20 protein-coding genes are annotated in these 17140 nt (G+C 58.2%); 12 read left to right on the top strand and 8 right to left on the bottom strand.

What is annotated here, in order from left to right:
• The first annotated feature begins 23 nt into the window (after positions 1-23).
• Entirely contained in the window at positions 24-1076 is a 1053-nt protein-coding gene (gene leuB, locus HY29_RS04630) for a 3-isopropylmalate dehydrogenase (protein ID WP_034793120.1), read from the top strand.
• Here leuB and HY29_RS04625 read toward each other — a convergent pair.
• Positions 1073-1873 (bottom strand): TIGR03084 family metal-binding protein, encoded by an 801-nt coding sequence (locus HY29_RS04625; protein WP_034793117.1) that lies wholly within the window; start codon positions 1871-1873, stop codon positions 1073-1075. The two genes, leuB and HY29_RS04625, sit on opposite strands and share 4 nt — an antisense overlap.
• A gap of 5 nt (positions 1874-1878) precedes the next feature.
• Positions 1879-2250, bottom strand: coding sequence for a nuclear transport factor 2 family protein (locus tag HY29_RS04620; RefSeq protein WP_034793115.1), 372 nt, complete (start codon positions 2248-2250; stop codon positions 1879-1881).
• Between the two features lie 123 nt (positions 2251-2373).
• Here HY29_RS04620 and HY29_RS04615 point away from each other — a divergent pair, with 123 nt between their 5' ends.
• Together HY29_RS04615 and rarD are read left to right on the top strand one after the other, a co-directional pair.
• Positions 2374-3417 carry an aspartate-semialdehyde dehydrogenase gene (locus HY29_RS04615; protein WP_034793112.1) on the top strand — a complete coding sequence of 348 codons (1044 nt, stop codon included), beginning with the start codon at positions 2374-2376 and terminating at the stop codon, positions 3415-3417.
• 134 nt (positions 3418-3551) lie between these two features.
• Positions 3552-4460: an EamA family transporter RarD gene (gene rarD / locus HY29_RS04610; RefSeq protein WP_034793104.1), complete on the top strand. Its 909-nt coding sequence runs from the start codon at positions 3552-3554 to the stop codon at positions 4458-4460.
• A 94-nt stretch (positions 4461-4554) separates the two neighbouring features.
• Here the strand turns inward: rarD and HY29_RS04605 are convergent, their stop codons facing one another.
• Together HY29_RS04605 and HY29_RS04600 are read right to left on the bottom strand one after the other, a co-directional pair.
• On the bottom strand, positions 4555-5175 hold the full coding sequence (locus HY29_RS04605) for a LysE family translocator (RefSeq protein ID WP_034793100.1): 621 nt from the start codon (positions 5173-5175) through the stop codon (positions 4555-4557).
• A 4-nt stretch (positions 5176-5179) separates the two neighbouring features.
• The gene (locus tag HY29_RS04600) at positions 5180-6283 is read right to left on the bottom strand and encodes a serine hydrolase domain-containing protein (RefSeq protein WP_034793097.1); all 1104 of its coding nucleotides are present in this window, start codon (positions 6281-6283) and stop codon (positions 5180-5182) included.
• Positions 6284-6373: 90 nt separating this feature from the next.
• On the opposite strand from HY29_RS04600, the gene HY29_RS04595 reads away from it, so the two are divergent.
• From HY29_RS04595 to dapF, 6 genes are all read left to right on the top strand, one after another.
• Complete coding sequence (locus HY29_RS04595; RefSeq protein ID WP_034793093.1) at positions 6374-7258, top strand: HpcH/HpaI aldolase/citrate lyase family protein; 885 nt, start codon at positions 6374-6376, stop codon at positions 7256-7258.
• Between the two features lie 41 nt (positions 7259-7299).
• Positions 7300-7647, top strand: coding sequence for an ArsC/Spx/MgsR family protein (locus HY29_RS04590; protein WP_034793277.1), 348 nt, complete (start codon positions 7300-7302; stop codon positions 7645-7647).
• 105 nt (positions 7648-7752) lie between these two features.
• A complete protein-coding gene (locus HY29_RS04585) occupies positions 7753-8010 on the top strand; it encodes a hypothetical protein (RefSeq protein WP_034793089.1) in 258 nt (85 codons plus the stop codon).
• A 37-nt stretch (positions 8011-8047) separates the two neighbouring features.
• A complete protein-coding gene (locus HY29_RS04580; RefSeq protein WP_034793086.1) occupies positions 8048-9100 on the top strand; it encodes a MaoC family dehydratase in 1053 nt (350 codons plus the stop codon).
• Between the two features lie 41 nt (positions 9101-9141).
• The gene (locus HY29_RS04575; RefSeq protein WP_034793083.1) at positions 9142-9558 is read left to right on the top strand and encodes a hypothetical protein; all 417 of its coding nucleotides are present in this window, start codon (positions 9142-9144) and stop codon (positions 9556-9558) included.
• 54 nt (positions 9559-9612) lie between these two features.
• On the top strand, positions 9613-10422 hold the full coding sequence (gene dapF / locus HY29_RS04570; RefSeq protein ID WP_034793080.1) for a diaminopimelate epimerase: 810 nt from the start codon (positions 9613-9615) through the stop codon (positions 10420-10422).
• Here dapF and HY29_RS04565 read toward each other — a convergent pair.
• Complete coding sequence (locus HY29_RS04565) at positions 10419-10763, bottom strand: hypothetical protein (RefSeq protein ID WP_155838202.1); 345 nt, start codon at positions 10761-10763, stop codon at positions 10419-10421. The genes dapF and HY29_RS04565 overlap by 4 nt on opposite strands.
• Before the next feature lie 162 nt (positions 10764-10925).
• Here HY29_RS04565 and mtaB point away from each other — a divergent pair, with 162 nt between their 5' ends.
• Together mtaB and ftsY are read left to right on the top strand one after the other, a co-directional pair.
• Positions 10926-12203 carry a tRNA (N(6)-L-threonylcarbamoyladenosine(37)-C(2))-methylthiotransferase MtaB gene (gene mtaB, locus HY29_RS04560; RefSeq protein WP_034793074.1) on the top strand — a complete coding sequence of 426 codons (1278 nt, stop codon included), beginning with the start codon at positions 10926-10928 and terminating at the stop codon, positions 12201-12203.
• Positions 12200-13585 carry a signal recognition particle-docking protein FtsY gene (gene ftsY, locus HY29_RS04555; RefSeq protein ID WP_034793071.1) on the top strand — a complete coding sequence of 462 codons (1386 nt, stop codon included), beginning with the start codon at positions 12200-12202 and terminating at the stop codon, positions 13583-13585. Before mtaB ends, ftsY begins: the two co-directional genes overlap by 4 nt.
• A gap of 50 nt (positions 13586-13635) precedes the next feature.
• Here ftsY and HY29_RS04550 read toward each other — a convergent pair whose 3' ends face one another.
• The 3 genes from HY29_RS04550 to HY29_RS04540 form a co-directional block, all read right to left on the bottom strand.
• Positions 13636-13851 carry a helix-turn-helix transcriptional regulator gene (locus HY29_RS04550; RefSeq protein ID WP_034793068.1) on the bottom strand — a complete coding sequence of 72 codons (216 nt, stop codon included), beginning with the start codon at positions 13849-13851 and terminating at the stop codon, positions 13636-13638.
• 5 nt (positions 13852-13856) lie between these two features.
• The gene (locus HY29_RS18275) at positions 13857-14261 is read right to left on the bottom strand and encodes a hypothetical protein (protein ID WP_051601131.1); all 405 of its coding nucleotides are present in this window, start codon (positions 14259-14261) and stop codon (positions 13857-13859) included.
• 80 nt (positions 14262-14341) lie between these two features.
• Entirely contained in the window at positions 14342-16081 is a 1740-nt protein-coding gene (locus HY29_RS04540) for an N-acyl-D-amino-acid deacylase family protein (protein ID WP_034793066.1), read from the bottom strand.
• A 104-nt stretch (positions 16082-16185) separates the two neighbouring features.
• On the opposite strand from HY29_RS04540, the gene HY29_RS04535 reads away from it, so the two are divergent.
• On the top strand, positions 16186-17046 hold the full coding sequence (locus HY29_RS04535; protein WP_034793064.1) for a DMT family transporter: 861 nt from the start codon (positions 16186-16188) through the stop codon (positions 17044-17046).
• Positions 17047-17140: the final 94 nt, after the last annotated feature.

Genomic DNA, 17140 nt, shown 5'->3' with positions numbered 1-17140 from the left:
CCAAACTCAGTGGAGTGTAAGACGTGAAACAGACCCTTTTGCTGCTGCCCGGTGACGGAATTGGCCCGGAAGTTATCGCCGAGGTGACGCGGCTGGTGGATTTGCTCGCGCCGGATCTGCAGATTGAAGAAGGGCTTGTCGGCGGCGCCTCCTATGATGCGCATGGCACGCCGCTGACGGATGAGACCTTGAAGCGCGCGCTGGCTTCTGACGCTGTTCTGCTGGGCGCTGTTGGCGGCCCGAAATGGGTTGGCACGGCGCGCGACAAACGCCCCGAGGCGGGTTTGCTGGCACTGCGCAAGGGTCTTGATGTGTTTGCCAATCTTCGCCCGGCTTTCTGCTTTCCTGCACTGGTCAGCGAATCCAGCCTGAAACCTGAAGTGGTTGAAGGCCTGGACATCATGATTGTCCGTGAGCTGACCGGAGGCGTTTACTTCGGCACGCCGCGCGGCATTGATGAGAAGGGTGGGCTGCGCCGCGGGTATGACACAGCCATTTATACGCACCCTGAAATCGAACGCGTGACTCGCGTTGCCTTCGAGATTGCTCGTGGCCGCTCTGGCCGCGTTTGCTCTGTCGAGAAATCCAACGTCATGGATTCCGGTCTGTTCTGGCGTCAGGAAGTGACGCTCGCGCATGCTGAGCTGGGCGCAGGTGTAGATCTTTCCCACATGTATGCGGATGCGTGCGCCATGGAGCTTGTCCGTGCACCGAAACAATTTGATGTGATCCTGGCAGACAATCTGTTCGGAGACATCCTGTCCGATGAAGCCGCCATGCTGACCGGTTCCATCGGCATGCTGCCGTCTGCCTCTCTTGGCGCAGAAGGCACGCCCGGCCTGTATGAGCCAGTCCATGGTTCTGCGCCGGATATCGCGGGCAAAGGCATCGCAAACCCATGCGCGGCAATTCTGTCCTTTGAAATGGCGCTGCGCTGGTCTCTAGGCCGCGCGAAAGTTGCCGACGCACTGTTTGCCGCTGTGGGCGTTGCGCTGGACAAGGGCGCGCGCACGAAAGATCTCGGCGGTGAGCTGAGTACCCGCGAAATGACAGACGCGATCATCGCAGCGCTTTAGGGTTTTTCCCTTGTTTTGCGGGTGCCGGGCGCAGGCGGGTCCTGCGGCGGGCCCGCAAAGCATTGGGCCTTTTCCATCCAGGCGTTTGCCTTGCTGCCCTGCACATTCAGGTTCGTGTCCTGAATATTGCGAGTCTGCGTGACGACCTGGCAGAACTCTTCGGCAGTGCCGTCAATGCGTTCGGCGGTGCTCTCATCCCCATAAGTCCAGATCTTTCCGGAGGGGGCAGTTAGCACAAGATGTGGCATGGGCTGGGGGACGTCTTCCTTGCGGTTCAGAAAAGTCCAGCCGTAGGTGTTGACGCCCAGCACGACGATATTCCGTATCCGGTCTTCATTTTGCCGGACAATGCCTAGCTGATCGTATACTTCCTGACCATGTGCCCATGTCTCCATCAGGCGCGCCGTGATGGAAGACCGTGAGCTCATCGAAGGGCCGACCCAGGCGAGGCGCTGACTTGGATCTGCCTCAGCGAAGGCATCTGCGGTCTCCTCGGCCAGTTGTAGCCAGTCTTGGCGCAGTGCTTTGCCCGACAGGCCATCGAAATGCGCTGCTTCCTTTTCAGTCAGCGAACCGGCCTTCAGCGCGCTCATCAAATCCGAAACGAGAGTATGGAATGCTGCTTCGTCTTTCAGGGAATAGAGGGCGGCCTTGTTCCAGAAATGCAAATGACGGAGTACCATATCAATGGTCCACGCCTTGAAGCCGGTCTTCTGAAGATAGTCCGCGTCTTCAAGCGGCGCGATAAGATCACCGAGGGCGCGTGTCTCTGCGAGAAAATCCAGCGCTTGCTGCATCGCGCCTAGCTATAGTCCGCAATGCGGCAGAGCAGGTTTCCGCGGAATTCAAAAAAGCTGGCCCCGCGCACTTTAACGGTCTCACCGGAGCGGATGCCGTTTGGAAGATCCACGGCGGCCTTGCCTTCAAATTCGATTTCAGCCGCGGCTTTGCCCGCGCCGGAGACGATGTTCACCAGTCTTTGCCGCCGGTAAGTAAAGGCATTACCGGACAATTCGGCCACTTGGCGCATCATGTCCTTGCCATCAAGGCGCATGGATTGACCCGTGTTGGAGATGTTTTCGAAGACAACATCTTCCGTCACGCAATCGAGCATTCCGTCGATGTCGCGGGCGTTGTAACTGGCGATGTAACGGTTGATCACGTCATCTAGCACGACGGCAACCTCCAGAGTTTGTGTTGTTTTTGGTCTGCCTTAGCAGCGACACTTTAGCAACAGGCTTTCGTAACATGCAAAGATGCGTCATAAGCCCCACTTCATTTTAGGAGCAGGAATATCATGGCTACTCGGATCGCAGTTGTTGGCGCCACAGGTAATGTGGGACGCGAACTCCTGAACATTCTGGACGAGCGCATGTTCCCGGCAGACGAAGTTTTCGCCGTGGCATCGCGCCGTTCCATCGGCAAGGAAGTTTCGTACGGGGACAAGACGCTTAAATGCCATGCTATTGAGGATTTTGATTTTTCCCAGGTCGACCTCGTTCTGATGTCGGCTGGCGGCGCCGCGTCCAAGGAGTGGTGTCCGAAGATCGCCAAGGCGGGCGCCATCACGATCGATAACTCTTCCGCGTGGCGGATGGACCCGGACGTGCCGCTGGTCGTGCCTGAGTGCAACGGCGAAGCCGTCATGGGCTATGAGAAAAAGATGATCATCGCCAACCCCAACTGCTCCACGGCGCAGCTGGTTGTGGCGCTGAAGCCTCTGCATGACGCTGTCGGCATTACGCGCGTGGTGTGTTCGACCTATCAGTCCGTTTCCGGCGCCGGCAAGGACGCCATGGACGAGTTGTGGAACCAGACGCGCGGCGTGTTCGTCAATGACGAGCCGACCCCGGAAATCTTCCAGAAGGAAATCGCGTTCAACGTGATCCCGCAGATCGACGTGTTCATGGATGACGGCTTCACCAAGGAAGAGTGGAAAATGCGCGTCGAGACCAAGAAGATCCTCGGCGAGTCCATCGAGCTGGTGGCGACTTGTGTGCGGGTGCCCGTCTTTGTCGGTCACTCCGAAGCGGTGAATGTTGAGCTGGCAGCGCCGATGACGGCTGCGAAGGCAAGAGAAATCCTGCGCGAGAGCCCCGGCATCATGCTGGTCGATGATCCGAAGGAAGACCTCTACATTACGCCGAAAGAATGCGTTGGTGACTGGGCGACCTACATTTCCCGCGTGCGTAAGGACCCGACCGTCGAGAATGGCATCATGTTCTGGTGTGTCTCGGACAATCTCCGCAAAGGCGCGGCGTTGAACGCGGTGCAGATTGCCGAAGAGCTGCTTAATCGCGGTGTGCTGAAACCCGAAAAGCAACCGGTCACAACGAACTAGGTGTCAGGCGTCTTCTTCACCTGACATATGTTGCATGATTTTGAATAGCCCAGCTCCCAAGGGAGCTGGGCTATTTCATTGAGTGAGAAAAAAGGGGTAGTGCCGAGCAACAACGGCAGATAGAGCGTTGCCGCATGAACGCTGAGACACGCCTTGGATTTTTCGCTGGCCTGGGGGCCTATTTCATCTGGGGCAGTCTGCCGCTGTACATCCGGCTGATGGACCATATCAGCGCCACGGAATTGCTGGCGCAGCGCATTGTCTGGTCTGTTCCAACAGCTCTGATCCTGATCGCTGTCGCCGCCAAGTGGCGCGATGTCCGCGTTGCCTTCCAATGGCAAAATGTTCGCTGGCTGGCTATTTCGGGCCTGCTGATCGGCGCAAATTGGGCCTGTTATATCTGGGCCGTGCACGTCAACCGCACGGTTGAGGCCTCTCTTGGCTATTACATTAATCCGTTGGTGAATGTGCTGTTCGGCATGTTCATTTTCTCCGAGCGCCTGCGCAAGGCGCAATGGGTTGCGGTCGTTCTGGCGACCATTGGCGTCGGGATCATGACGATGGCATATGGTCATGTGCCATGGGTCGCCTTGTTCCTGTGTGTGACTTTCGCGATCTACTCGCTCATTCGCAAGCAGGTTGCTGTCGACAGCCGGGCCGGGTTTCTTGTGGAGATCGCGCTGCTGGCGCCTTTGGCGCTGACCTGGCTTGGCTGGTTTTCGTCTCAGCCCGGCAATACGCTGATGGGAGATGGTGGATGGGACGTCGTTCTGCTGATGGCGGCAGGTCCGATCACATCCGTGCCGCTGATCCTGTTTGCCTTGTCAGCGCGACGTCTGAAGCTCTCAACACTTGGCATGATGCAATATATTGGCCCTACGCTTCAGTTCCTGATTGCCACACTTGTGTTTCGCGAGGCGTTCAGCTGGACGCATGGTGTCGCCTTCGGTTTCATCTGGCTGGCGCTGATCATCTTCACATCTGACAGCGTGATGGGCGAAGCCAAGGCCAGACGACTGGCGCGCGCCGCGCGTATTGCCTGATAAAAAATAAGCCCCGGTCTTTTGACGGACCGGGGCGAAGTCGTTTCAGGATGGGAATATCCTGACGGCACCTCCGCAAGCCTTGTGCCACGCCTCAGCTGGGCCGGCCGGTCGAGAAGGCAATCCAGATGGCAATGCTGGCCAGTGTCAGAGCAAAAGCGCCGCGAACCCATACATCCTTGCGGTAGCGCTCCAGCGTTGCGCCCAGACGGTCTCCGGCAAGAACGATGGCGACATGGACCGTCACCGCGACGGCAAGATGGATCAGACCGAGCAGAATGATCTGTATCCAGAGCGGGCCGGCAGATTCGCTCGCAAACTGACCGACGATCACAAGATAGAAGACTAGAGCCTTCGGATTCAGCAGATTGGCGATCAGCCCGCGTCGGAACCCGGCATAGCTGTCTCTTTGCAGTGGCGAGGCGATCCCGGTATCGCGCCAGGCTTCGACGGCGAGATACAGCATGAAGGCTACACCAGCCCATCTGAGGCCTTCATAGAGGATCGGCATTTCAGAGAGTGCAGCCGATAAACCAGTTGCCGCCGCCAGGATTTGTACGAACAGTCCTATCGTCACGCCGACAACAGCTGTCAGCCCAACGCGTCGGCCACGCTGTGCCGACAAGGCCGCCAGCCAGCCCATGTTCGGGCCGGGCGTCAGCTCAACCGCTGCCATGGCGATTAGAAAAGCGGGCCAGTCGACATGTGAAAGCATTGCGTCAGAGTGCCTCGTACACAGCTTCGACCAGACGCACCGCACGCGGATCACCCACCAGCACATTGGATTGCCTGTTCATCACATAGGCGCAGGTCAGCCCATGGCGCGTATCGGCGGTCGCCATGGATCCGCCCCAGCCGGAATGGCCGAGCGTGGTCGGTTCCGGCCCGAACAGGCCATGCGTATTGTGCATGATGCCCGCGCCAAAGCTGGTGATCATCGGCAGGACAAGGTCGGGGCCATGTGTGCGGGCTTCGGTCAGGGCGTCATACGTGCCGGGCTGCATCAGGCCGGAGCCCTTGTTTGTGTAAGCGTTGTAGATGCCCGCGACGGAAACAGCCGTGCCGTGACCATTTGCTGAGGGGATCTCGATCTCGCGCCAGATAGCACCGCCGCGATTGGGCGCAGACCATTTGCTGACAAAGGCGGCGCGCCTTGCATCATTTATCTCGCCAAGGTCTGCCAGGGCACGGGGTCGCTGGATATCGGCGCAGCGGTCATGTTCGGTGGCGGGGGTGCCGATGAAAAAGTCCTGATCCGGAAAAAGTGTTTTCAGCGTCGTCCCAAGCGTTTCGCCACTGATGCGCCGGGCGATCTCTCCGACGAGATAGCCCCAGCTGAGTGGGTGGTAGCCATGCGCTGTTCCCGGCGGCCACATCGGGGCCAGGTCTGCCAGCGCAGCGGCGCAGGCGGGTGGGTCCAGCCAGAGCTCTGGATCGATCTCTTCCGGAAAGCCGGGCAGGCCAGCCTGATGGCTGGCAAGCTCGCCAATCGTGACGGCTTCCTTGCCGTTGGCGGCGAATTCCGGCCAGACCTCGGAAACAGGGGTTTCGTATCCGGCGGGAAGGCGTTCTACCAAAGTGGCGAGGACCAGGGCGGCGATACCCTTGGTTGTGGAATAGACTGGCACAATGGTGCGGTCGTTCCAGGGGCTTGTCTTCTGCCGGTCTGCCCAGCCGCCCACCAGTGAGACAACAAGCTCATCATCCTTGTAGACCGCGAAGCCGGCACCAAGCTCCTCACCGTCTGCGAAATTGGCCTCAAACACCTCTCGCACTGCGGAGAAAGCGGGATCTGTGTGTCCGGAAATAGGGAAATCACTCATTCAGGATGACCTTTAGCGCTCTTGATCTTTGCGTTTCGACAGTTCACCCCTTCCCGCGCACACGTCAAACAGTCAAGGAAGCTGCCGCCAATGTCTACGTCGCACCATCGTCCCCGTCGGTCCTGTCTCTACATGCCGGGCGCCAATGAGCGTGCCCTTGAAAAGGCCAAGGGTCTGCCGGCCGACACGTTGATCCTGGACCTTGAAGATGCTGTCGCCCCCGAGGCAAAGGAAGCCGCGCGCGAGTCGATCCGCGCCGCTGTTAAGGCTGGGGGATATGGGCATCGCGAGATTGTGGTCCGCATGAATGGCCTGGACACGGACTGGGGGCAGTCCGATTTGAAGATGGCCGTTGAAGCCGGCGCGGATGCGATCCTTGCTCCGAAAGTCATTGATGGCGGCGATATTGACCGCCTTGATGATGCGATGAGCCGGGCAGGCGCCCCTGACACGATGGGCCTGTGGGTCATGATCGAAATGCCCAAGGCGATCCTCAATATTCAGGACATTGCGGAGGCTGTGGGCCGCACACGCCTCACCACCTTTGTCATGGGCACCAATGATTTGGCCAAGGAATACCGCGCGCGCATGACGCCGGACCGACTGGCCTTCCAGACCGCGCTGGGCCTCAGCATTGCCGCGGCAAGGGCCTATGACATCATCGCCATCGACGGTGTCTACAATGATATCAAGAATGAAGACGGTCTAATTGCCGAGTGCGAGCAAGGCCGGGATATGGGCTTTGACGGCAAGACACTGATCCACCCCTCCCAGCTGGCTGCGGCCAACCGCATTTTCGCGCCAAGCCCGCATGATGTGGAACACGCTAAGGCCGTGATCGACGCGTTTGCCGATCCGGAAAACGCCGGCAAGGGTGTTCTGAAGGTCAATGGCAAGATGACCGAACTGCTCCATCTGGATGAAGCGCGCCGGACTGTCGCCATGGACGAAGCCATCCGTGAATTCGAAGACTAACGCCTTACATCCCCCGTATCTGTGAACATGAGAGAATGGATATGACCTATATTCTGCTTCACCATTCAGGCTGCAGCACATCCCGCAAAGGGCTTGCCTTACTTGAGGAGAATGGCGTCGAGCCGGAAATTCGCAAATACATGAACGCTTCAGAGGCGCTGAGCGTGGATGAGCTGAAGGATATTGCCAAAAAGATGGGGGCATCTTCGCCAAGGGCCTTCCTGCGCGACAAGAATGCCGCTGACGTTGGGATTGATGACGCGACGTCCGACGAGGCGATCTTCGTGGCCATGGCGGCCAATCCGAAGATTATCCAGCGCCCGATCGGCATCGTCGGCAAGAAGGCCGTGCTGGGCCGCCCAATCGAAGACCTCCTGAAACTCGTCTAATTCCGGCTGAATCCGGCCTGAAGCATGTGAATTCAGGCCGGATTCGGTGAAATTTGATCGATCTCTCACGCGAAGGCGCAATATCTGTGTGGGATATCAGTAACCATGATGTTGTTACTGATCCTCGCTGCGCTTTTCATCGCCTTCGCCGCTTTCTGCGCATTCGGACTGCCTTACATGCTGGTTGGCCCGCGCATGTTTGATGAATGGCGTGACAATCGCGAACAGCAAATCATGGGCGGCGTCATTGTTGGCGCAATCATGGTGCTCCTGGTGTCGCCTTTTGCCTCATCGGCCTTGATTTCTACCGCCGGCCAAGTGCAGGTGATGGCCGATACATTTGTGGGGCAAGGCTGGAGCTGATCCGGCAAAACATTGCCCCGATCCTAATGAGGGGCACATGGCCAGCACATCCAAATCCAATCCGGGGCATTTTTTCGAGGATTTTTCCCTTGGGATGCCACTCAATCACGCAACGCCGCAGACGCTGACAGAAGGCGACATCGCCCTGTATCGTGCGCTGACCGGCGGGCGTTTTGTCCAGTATTCCTCTGCCGAGTTTGCCAAGGGTGCGGGCTATCCCGGGTTGCCGATCGATCCCCTTCACGCGTTTCACGTTGTCTTTGGCAAGTCCGTGCCAGACGTTTCACTGAATGCGGTAGCCAATCTGGGCTATGCGGATGGGCGCATGTCTTTGCCCGTCATGCCGGGCGACACGCTGCGCACAGTGTCGGAAGTCATCGGCGTGAAAGAAAATTCCAATGGCAAAACTGGGGTTGTCTGGGTTCGCACAAATGGCTTCAACCAACGGGATGAGGAGGTCATGTCCTTTGTCCGCTGGGTGATGGTGAACAAGCGCGATGCGAGTTCTGCTGCGCCAGAGACCGTAATCCCGGAACTGCCGAAAGCCGTGCCGGGCGCAGAATTGACCGGGTTTGCTGGTATGGACAGCTGGGACGCGACGCTTTCCGGCAGCGAATACATGTTTGAGGATTATGCGGTCGGCGAAAAGATCAATCACGTCGATGGCATGACTGTGGAAGAGGCCGAGCATCAGATTGCGACGCGCCTCTACCAGAATACAGCCAAGGTGCATTTTGATGCCCATGGCCAGAAAGACAGCCGCTTTGGCAAGCGTCTGATCTATGGCGGCGTCGTGATTTCGATTGCCCGTTCCCTCTCCTTCAATGGGCTCGCCAATGCTGGCCACATGCTGGCCATCAATGCAGGCAGCCATGTCAGCCCGCTCTTCGCGGGTGACACGATCTATGCCTGGAGTGAAGTGCTGGAGACCGCTGAGCTTTCAGACAAGGTGGGGGCGCTGCGCCTGCGCCTTGTTGCCGTGAAAGATCAGGATCCGGGAGCCTTCGCCTATAAGGGCGAGGACGGCAAATACGCTGGTGGCGTTTTGCTGGACTTCGACTATTGGACCGCCATCCCGCGCAAGCGGTAAGCCGCTTTCGCTGCGCGCTCCGGCTTCCTATATGAGCAGCCATGAGCGGGTATGGGCCTTTTGACGATTTCACACTGTTTGCCATGGCCATCGCCGTGGTTCTGTCAGCTATTGTCAGCCTGGTCGGAACGTCTGCCCGCAAGCGGAATATCGCATTAGGGCGGGCGACGGCGACAGATCTGGCGGAAATGACGGGAATCCGGGATCCCAAAAGACTTCAGGAAATATTCGGGCCACCCGATATGGGCCGGGTCTGGCGCACGGTGACGCTGCTTGAGGTACGCCGTGCGCGTGAGGCTGGCGGCTGGCTGATGTCGAGCGATCTTGTGGACTATGCGTGTTTTGGTGTCGTGGCCCTGGCACTGTTTGTCTCTCATCCGCTGATTGGCGGGGCCATCGTGCTCGCCCTGCTGGTCCAGATATCAGGCTGGGTCGCAGCGGTAGGTCTGCCGAAGTAAGGCGCGGCGAACTTCTTCTTTCCCCCCTTCTGGAAACACACTAAAGGCAATGCGATGAAAGTCTGGAAGATGAATGGCGCTGGCAACGCGTTTGCCATTTTTGATGCACGCTCGACCTCCTTTGTGCCGAGTGCAGACCAGGTGCGCCAGATTGCCGAAGATTTGAAGGCTGACCAGATCATCGCCTTGGAGCGGGATGTCGCGCGCGACGTTTTCATGCGCATCTGGAACGCGGATGGCAGTGAGGTCTCCGCTTGCGGAAATGCGACACGCTGTGTTGGTAAATTGTTGCTGGATGAGACGGGCAAGTCACAGGTGACGATCCAGACCGAAGCCGACATGCTGAAGGCATTCAATGCAGAAAACGGGCTCATCACGGTCGATATGGGTTCGCCTTTGATGGGCTGGGAAGATATCCCGCTTTCAGAAAAAATGGATGTCCGCGGTGTTGATGTGAAAATCGGCCCGATGGACAACCCAATTCTGTCCCGTCCTGCCGTCGTCTCCATGGGCAACCCGCATGCCGTATTCTTCGTAAATGATGTGAATGATTACGACATTCCTGCTCTCGGTCCGCTGGTCGAGTGGCACCCGACCTTTCCGGAAGGAACAAATGTCGGTTTCGCGCAGGTACTTGACCGCCAGACCATTCGTCTGCGGGTGTGGGAACGTGGAGCCGGCCTGACCAGGGCATGCGGCACCGGCGCTTGCGCTGCGCTTGTCTGCGCGGCGCGCGCGAAGCTTACCGGGCGCAAGGCGAAGGTCATCGTCGATGGCGGCGAATTGCTGATCGAATGGCGCGAAAGCGACGACCGAGTTTACATGACCGGGCCGGTGGAACTGGAATTCGAGACCGAGATTTAGAACGCGTTCGCAAATCGCAAAAACAGGCCGCCGACGATCACCGCATATACCAGAGGAAAGGTCAGGTTCCTCTTTGTGAGCGCGACCTCATCGTTTGATTCTATCCGGATCAAAGCAGGTATAAAGCTGGCGATGATTGCTAAAATCATCGGGATGATGACTAAAGCAATCAAGGGTCCAGAGGCCATGCCGTCAATCACGCCATCTAAAGAGTGGGCGACATTAGCGGTTAGAACTACCGAATAGGTTATCCAAGCAAAGAGCCAGAACCTGTTTCTGACGAGGAAAGTGCCTACGCTTAACAGAAGAAAACACGGGACCGGCGCAAAGAGTAAAAGCATGATAATCTCCATATGTGTGTGAATATATACTCACAAGCTACAGCTTCAGCAAGCGTAATCGTTTTCTGTTTCTCGCTTGAGACCTGGTCCATTCTTGGCAGCTGTGATGTAAATCCTTGATTCCTTGGCTCACAGGCGCGATGTGCGCTGAACGATATCGCCATGACCAAGCCTGCCTCCCCTTCCAGCCCGCAGCTGATCACGCTCGGATGCCGCTTGAACACCTACGAATCCGAGGTGATGCGTGGTCATGCGGCCGAAGCTGGCCTGAATGATGCGGTGATCATCAATACATGCGCGGTCACATCCGAAGCCGTCCGCTCTGCCCGCCAGACGATCCGCCGCGCAGCCAAGGACAATCCAGGGGCACCTATCCTGGTGACCGGATGTGCCGCGCAGATTGATCCGGACATGTTCGCGAAGATGCCGGAAGTCACCCGTGTGATCGGCAATCATGAAAAGATGCAGGCCGATACCTGGAAGCCAGCTGAGCTTCTGGGGGGCCATGAAAAAGTACGCGTCAACGACATCATGTCGGTTCAGGAAACGGCAGCCCATCTGATTGATGGGATGGAAGGCCGTGCGCGGGCCTATGTTCAGGTGCAGAATGGCTGCGATCATCGCTGCACCTTCTGCATTATCCCCTATGGCCGCGGAAATTCTCGGTCAGTCCCGGCCGGGGAAGTGGTCGGCCAGGTGCGGCGCCTGGTCGAGACAGGGCATTACGAGGTCGTTCTGACGGGGGTGGACCTGACCAGTTGGGGCGCAGACCTGCCGGGCACACCACAGCTTGGCAATCTGGTGCAGCGCATCCTGAAATTGGTGCCGGAGCTTAAACAGCTGCGCATTTCCTCCATCGATGCGATCGAGATTGATGATGCGTTGATGGAGACGATGGCAGAGCCGCGGCTCGCCCCATTTATGCACCTTTCCCTGCAGCATGGGGATGACCTGATCCTGAAACGGATGAAGCGGCGTCATTCCCGCGCCGATGCCATCGCGCTGACGGACAGGCTGCGTTCAGTTCGTCCGGATATCGCGTTTGGCGCGGATATCATTGCTGGCTTCCCGACGGAGACGGAGGCGCATTTTGAGAATTCGGTTCGTCTGGTCGAAGAGTGCGGCCTGTCTTTCCTGCATGTCTTTCCATATTCACCGCGGCCCGGCACCCCTGCGGCCCGAATGCCTCAAGTCGCCAAGGCTGAGGTAAAGGCGCGTGCGGCGCGGTTGCGCGAAATTGGCGCTGGGGCCCTCGCCAGGCATCTTTCCAAATATGACGGCAGGAGTGTCGACGCGCTGATTGAGCGCGGCACATCTGCGCGCCTGCCAGATTTTACGCCTGTCCAGTTCGAGGCCGATCCCGGTGAAGCTGGACGTGTGGTGCGTGCCCGTATAGTCGGGCAGGACGGTAAACAGCTGATCGGAGCCCTGACCGCATGATCCTCTGGTTCGGAAAAAAGAAGAAAAAAGAAGAGCTGAAGCAGGCTGGCGCCGCGATGGAGTCGCCAGAACTGTCGGCTGAGGAACTTGCGGCCAAGGAAGCCGAAGAGGCACGGCTCGCCGCCGAAAAGGAAGAGATCGAGCGAAAGGTCGCCGAGGCAAACAAGGCGTGGGAAGAACGTCAGGCGCGTGAAGCCAAAGAAGCGGCTGAAGAGGCGCAGCGGCTGGAAGAGGAAGCCCGCCAGGCTGATGAAGCCCGCGAGGCTGCACAGGCCCGCGCCGATGAAGCCGAAGCCAAGCGCCTTGAAGAAGAAGCCGAGCGCGCCCGCAAGGCCAAGGAGGAGCGCGAAGCCGCCCAGGCCAAGGCCGCCGCCGAACTGAAACTTCTGGAAGACCGCCGCGAAGCCGAACGACTGAGGGCAGAACGCGAGGCCGCCGCCCGCGCGGCCCTGGAGGCGGAAGCCAATGATCCGGGCTTCATGGCGAAGCTTGGCACTGGACTCTCGCGGTCATCCTCTCGCCTGACAACGGGTCTGGCTGTCTTCGGGCGCCGGAAGCTGGACGATGACACGCTGGAAGAACTGGAAGACTTGCTGATTTCGTCAGACCTCGGCGCGAAAGTTGCCATGCGAGTGGCTGGCAATCTGGCCAAGGAGCGGTTCGACAAGGAAATTACAGAAGACGAAATTCGTCTGGCGCTGGCCGAAGAAATTACCGATGTGATGCGTCCGCGCGAAAAGGTCGTCGATTTCTCCGATGGGCCACGTCCGCGCATCGTGATGTTTGTCGGCGTGAATGGCTCCGGCAAGACAACGACCATTGGCAAGATCGCCTCGAAGCTGAAGGAGCAGGGCGCGAAGGCCTTGCTTGTGGCAGGCGATACATTTCGTGCCGCAGCCATTGAGCAGCTGACCGTGTGGGGTGAGCGCGCCGATATTCCGGTTATGTCAAAGCCGATCGGATCTGATGCTGCGGGGCTTGTTTATGAGGCCATAGAAAAGGCGAAGGCGGAAGATCTGGATCTTGTTCTGATCGATACGGCTGGGCGCCTACAAAACAAGTCAGAGCTGATGTCGGAGCTGGAGAAGATCGTCCGTGTAACGCGCAAGCTTGATCCGGATGCCCCGCATGATGTGATCCTGGTTCTGGATGCGACTGTGGGCCAGAATGCCCTGTCTCAGGTTGAGGCGTTCAGGAATACTGCCGGTGTGACGGGACTGGTCATGACCAAACTCGACGGTACGGCAAAGGGCGGTGTGCTGGTCGCGATTGCGGAAGCGCATGATCTGCCGATTCACTTTATCGGGATTGGTGAGAAGGCAGAAGACCTTCGTCCTTTCAGCGCCGAGGCCTTTTCGAAAGCCCTGGTCGGCGCTGAATAGAAGACAGAAAAAAGCCGGTCACTTTGATGACCGGCTTTTTGCTTTGGCGCCTATTCTGCGGCGCTGGCAAGTTCGACTCCATCATCGAAGATTTCTTCAATGGGGCGGCCAAAAAGGCGGGCGATGGCGAAAGCCAGTGGCAGGGATGGGTCATACTTCCCCGTTTCGATGGCGTTGACCGATTGGCGGGACACGTCGAGTTTTTCCGCCAAGGCTGCCTGGCTCCACCCTTTCTCCGTTCGTAGTATCTTCAGGATGTTCTTCATCTGACTTAGACCACTTTTCCAAAATTCTGCGTGCAGAAGGACAGGCCGTAGCTGATGAAGAAAAGCGGACCGAACCAGAAGACCGAAATCAAGTCGACCACTTCAAAGATCTGCAGGAAACCGATCATAAAGGCGAAGCCTGCCGTGATCAGGCCACCATCGCGCATCGCCTGCAATTGGCGCATCCGCGTATATTCGTCAGTTTCTTCTGTCTGCCGCCGCATGGCGTAGAGGACACCAAACAGAGGCAAGGTGACTGCCAGAGCACTGGTCACCTTCAGCCAGGTGGGCGCTGTATCGGTGTCGACCAGAAAGCTGGTCGCGAACACGAGCACTGTATAGGCGGCCATCAAAGGCCAGAAGAGATAATGGTAGCGACGTTTGGCAGTACGAAATCCGCGTTGAGTCATGACAAAGCTCCTTGTCTGTTTATCAAGTTTCATTGACAGTATGACAAGTGAGCTTGTCAGTCAAGCGTGCTTTACAAAACTTATTCAGCCGCCATGGCCGGGGCGTCCAGATGCTGTGCACCGCGTACCAAGCGGCCGGGTTTCGTGCCGGTGGGATCTCCATCACGGTGAGTGATCACGCCTTTCAGGATGGTTGCAGTGTAACCATCTGCGCGTTGCATCAGGCGGCGACCGCCTGCGGGCAAATCGTAGCGCACTTCCGGCAGGTGGAGTTTCAGGTTCGTCAGATCGATCACGTTGAGGTCTGCGCGATATCCCGGAGCGATCAGCCCGCGGTCATGCAGCCCGATCCATTGTGCCGTGGCACGGGATTGTCTGTGAACAATATGCTCCAAAGGCACACGGGCCCCACGTGTCCGGTCCCGCACCCAATGGGTCAGCATGGTTGTGGTGAAAGAGCCATCACAGATCATGCCGACATGCGCCCCGCCATCTGACAAGCCTGGCAGGGTGGCCGGGCTAAGCATCATTTCGCGTGAAGGCTCAAGATTTCCGTCGGCATAATTCAGAAAGGGCAGGTATAGCATGCCGCGGCCTTCGCGTTCCAGCATCAGGTCAAGCGCGGCCTCTTCCGGGGAGATACTGCGTTGTGCGGCAATGGCTTCGAGTGTTCTGTCCTGCGTCGGTTCATAGTTTACCGTTTCGTCCAGCTGGAACATCTTGCCGAAGCTGCGCAGCATCACTTTCAGGAATGGGTTATCTGTATCCGGGGCATCCGCCAGCAGACGTGCGCGATAGTCTGGATCGCGGAGCTTAGCGACACGCGCCTCAAAGGGAAGGTTTGCGATTTCCCGGTAGGCGGGATGCGCACTGAACGGATTGAGGGTGAGTTCCAATCCGAGCAGCACGCCCACAGGACGCGGCGCGACCTGGGCCCGCATGGGAAGCCCGTCCTCCACGGCGGCTTCAATGGCCCCCAGCAATTTGCGCCAACCTTCTGGCGCGACATCGGCCTGTGCAAGCGAAACCGATAGTGGTCGTCCGCTCGCCTCAACAATTCGGCGCAGCATGGCGGCCTCTTTTTCCGGATCATTGAAGTCAGACACAAACTGCAACACGCCAGAGCCAGCCTCTGCCACACCTTGCGCGATGCCGGTGAGCTCGGCTTCGCTGGCGGTCAGTGTCGGGGTGGGCTGACCATCGCTGGTCCGGTGGTTCAGCGTTCGGGAGGTGGAGAAGCCCATAGCGCCCGCCTTGATAGCTTCTGTGGTCAGCGCCTTCATGCGGGCAATATCTGCCTCGGTTGCGTCTTCACGATTGGCACCGCGTTCTCCCATGACGAAAACGCGCAGCGCGGCATGAGGCAATTGCGCGCAGATGTCTGTATCGAAATGACGCGATGACAGGCTGTCCAGATAATCCGGGAAACTTGTCCAGTTCCATGGCAAGCCTTCTGACAGGACCGGGAACGGAATATCTTCCACGCCCTCCATCAGGCGGATAAGCCTGTCATGGTCTTCCGGTTTGCAAGGGGCAAAGCCGACGCCACAGTTTCCCATCACAACGGTCGTGATACCGTGCAGGGAAGAGGGGCTGATCGTATCGCTCCATGCGGCCTGGCCATCATAATGGGTGTGGATGTCGACAAAGCCGGGTGTCACGATTTGTCCGCGCGCATCGATCTCCTCAATGCCGCGGGCCTGTACGCTTCCGATCTCAGCGATCAGGCCATCGGATATGGCAACGTCCGCTTCATAGGTTTCCCCCCCGGTGCCATCCACAATTGTGCCGCCTCGTATAACCAGATCATGCGTCGCCATCTCTTCCTCCACTTTTTTGTCCGTGTTTTGTGGCGATCATGGGCCCGAGGAGGCCTAAGTCAAATCCTTCCCACGGGGCAGGAAGTGGTGCATAGGCGCGCATAATGTCGTCTGCTCTCCTCCCTGTTGCGCTGTGTCTCTTTTCCGCAGTGACGGTTGCCTTGACCAATGTTCTGGTGAAGCGTGGTGGGGACGTCCTGACGGCGCGGATGACTGTCGCCGTTGCTATGGCGATCAGTGTTCTTCCATTTGTGCCCTTTGTGCCTTTGCCGCCGAAGGAGACCTGGCATCTGATTGCGATCTCCATGGTCGTGCACTGGGCATATCAGTTCTGCCTTGTCCGCGCCCTCCACCGGGGGGATCTCTCGCTTGTATTTCCTGTGATGCGCGGGTTGGCTCCGTTGGCGACAGCATGCTTCGCGACTTTCATACTGCATGAGCGGCTTAGCTTTGTGCAGACGCTGGGTTTGCTGGCGGCGAGCCTGGCGATAATTATCTTTGCCTTGCCAACAGCGAGTGATCCTTCCAGGCGCAGCCTGGACCGTAGGGCGCTGGTTTGGGCAGCTCTGACGGCGCTTGGGGTCGGCATGTATGCGGTGGCCGACACAAAAGCCGCGCGGGCCATGTCCACTCCCATGACGTTTGTTGTCTGGTTATTCCTGATCGACTGGATTGGCGTAACGGTGGTGGCGCTGTGGCAAAGACACGGCCGCATACGCGAAGCGGTGCGGCTGCAATGGAAGGCCGGGCTTATTGGCGGGGTTGCCGGAACGTTGTCCTATGGGATGGCAATCTATGCCTATACACTGACAGATGCCGCGATCGTGACAGCGCTGAGAGAAACCTCTGTTGTCTTTGCGGCCATAATGGGCGCAATCCTGCTGAAGGAAGGCTTTGGGCGCAGGCGTATTATTGCGGCGGGTGTCCTCGCGACGGGCCTTGTGATGATGCAGGTAGGCGCATGAGGTTCACGCACAAACAGTACGTTCGTGATTTATTAGCTCCGTGCATGCGAGTGAGCGGATGCGCGGCGTAAGCCGATCAACAAAACCGGAAGCG

It is taken from the genome of Hyphomonas beringensis (genome assembly GCF_000682755.1).
GTDB classification, from domain to species: domain Bacteria; phylum Pseudomonadota; class Alphaproteobacteria; order Caulobacterales; family Hyphomonadaceae; genus Hyphomonas; species Hyphomonas beringensis.
The sequence above is the reverse complement of the archived record's forward strand: the minus strand, read 5'-3'. Positions and strand labels throughout refer to the sequence as shown.

Bases quoted from the DNA above. Each gene is read 5' to 3' on its own strand.
- HY29_RS04625 (WP_034793117.1), bottom strand. From the start codon at position 1,873: ATGCAGCAAGCGCTGGATTTTCTCGCAGAGACACGCGCCCTCGGTGAT.
- HY29_RS04615 (WP_034793112.1), top strand. From the start codon at position 2,374: ATGGCTACTCGGATCGCAGTTGTTGGCGCCACAGGTAATGTGGGACGC.
- rarD (WP_034793104.1), top strand. From the start codon at position 3,552: ATGAACGCTGAGACACGCCTTGGATTTTTCGCTGGCCTGGGGGCCTAT.
- HY29_RS04605 (WP_034793100.1), bottom strand. From the start codon at position 5,175: ATGCTTTCACATGTCGACTGGCCCGCTTTTCTAATCGCCATGGCAGCG.
- HY29_RS04600 (WP_034793097.1), bottom strand. From the start codon at position 6,283: ATGAGTGATTTCCCTATTTCCGGACACACAGATCCCGCTTTCTCCGCA.
- HY29_RS04595 (WP_034793093.1), top strand. From the start codon at position 6,374: ATGTCTACGTCGCACCATCGTCCCCGTCGGTCCTGTCTCTACATGCCG.
- HY29_RS04590 (WP_034793277.1), top strand. From the start codon at position 7,300: ATGACCTATATTCTGCTTCACCATTCAGGCTGCAGCACATCCCGCAAA.
- HY29_RS04585 (WP_034793089.1), top strand. From the start codon at position 7,753: ATGATGTTGTTACTGATCCTCGCTGCGCTTTTCATCGCCTTCGCCGCT.
- HY29_RS04580 (WP_034793086.1), top strand. From the start codon at position 8,048: ATGGCCAGCACATCCAAATCCAATCCGGGGCATTTTTTCGAGGATTTT.
- HY29_RS04575 (WP_034793083.1), top strand. From the start codon at position 9,142: ATGAGCGGGTATGGGCCTTTTGACGATTTCACACTGTTTGCCATGGCC.
- dapF (WP_034793080.1), top strand. From the start codon at position 9,613: ATGAAAGTCTGGAAGATGAATGGCGCTGGCAACGCGTTTGCCATTTTT.
- HY29_RS04565 (WP_155838202.1), bottom strand. From the start codon at position 10,763: ATGCTTTTACTCTTTGCGCCGGTCCCGTGTTTTCTTCTGTTAAGCGTA.
- mtaB (WP_034793074.1), top strand. From the start codon at position 10,926: ATGACCAAGCCTGCCTCCCCTTCCAGCCCGCAGCTGATCACGCTCGGA.
- ftsY (WP_034793071.1), top strand. From the start codon at position 12,200: ATGATCCTCTGGTTCGGAAAAAAGAAGAAAAAAGAAGAGCTGAAGCAG.
- HY29_RS04550 (WP_034793068.1), bottom strand. From the start codon at position 13,851: ATGAAGAACATCCTGAAGATACTACGAACGGAGAAAGGGTGGAGCCAG.
- HY29_RS18275 (WP_051601131.1), bottom strand. From the start codon at position 14,261: ATGACTCAACGCGGATTTCGTACTGCCAAACGTCGCTACCATTATCTC.
- HY29_RS04540 (WP_034793066.1), bottom strand. From the start codon at position 16,081: ATGGCGACGCATGATCTGGTTATACGAGGCGGCACAATTGTGGATGGC.
- HY29_RS04535 (WP_034793064.1), top strand. From the start codon at position 16,186: ATGTCGTCTGCTCTCCTCCCTGTTGCGCTGTGTCTCTTTTCCGCAGTG.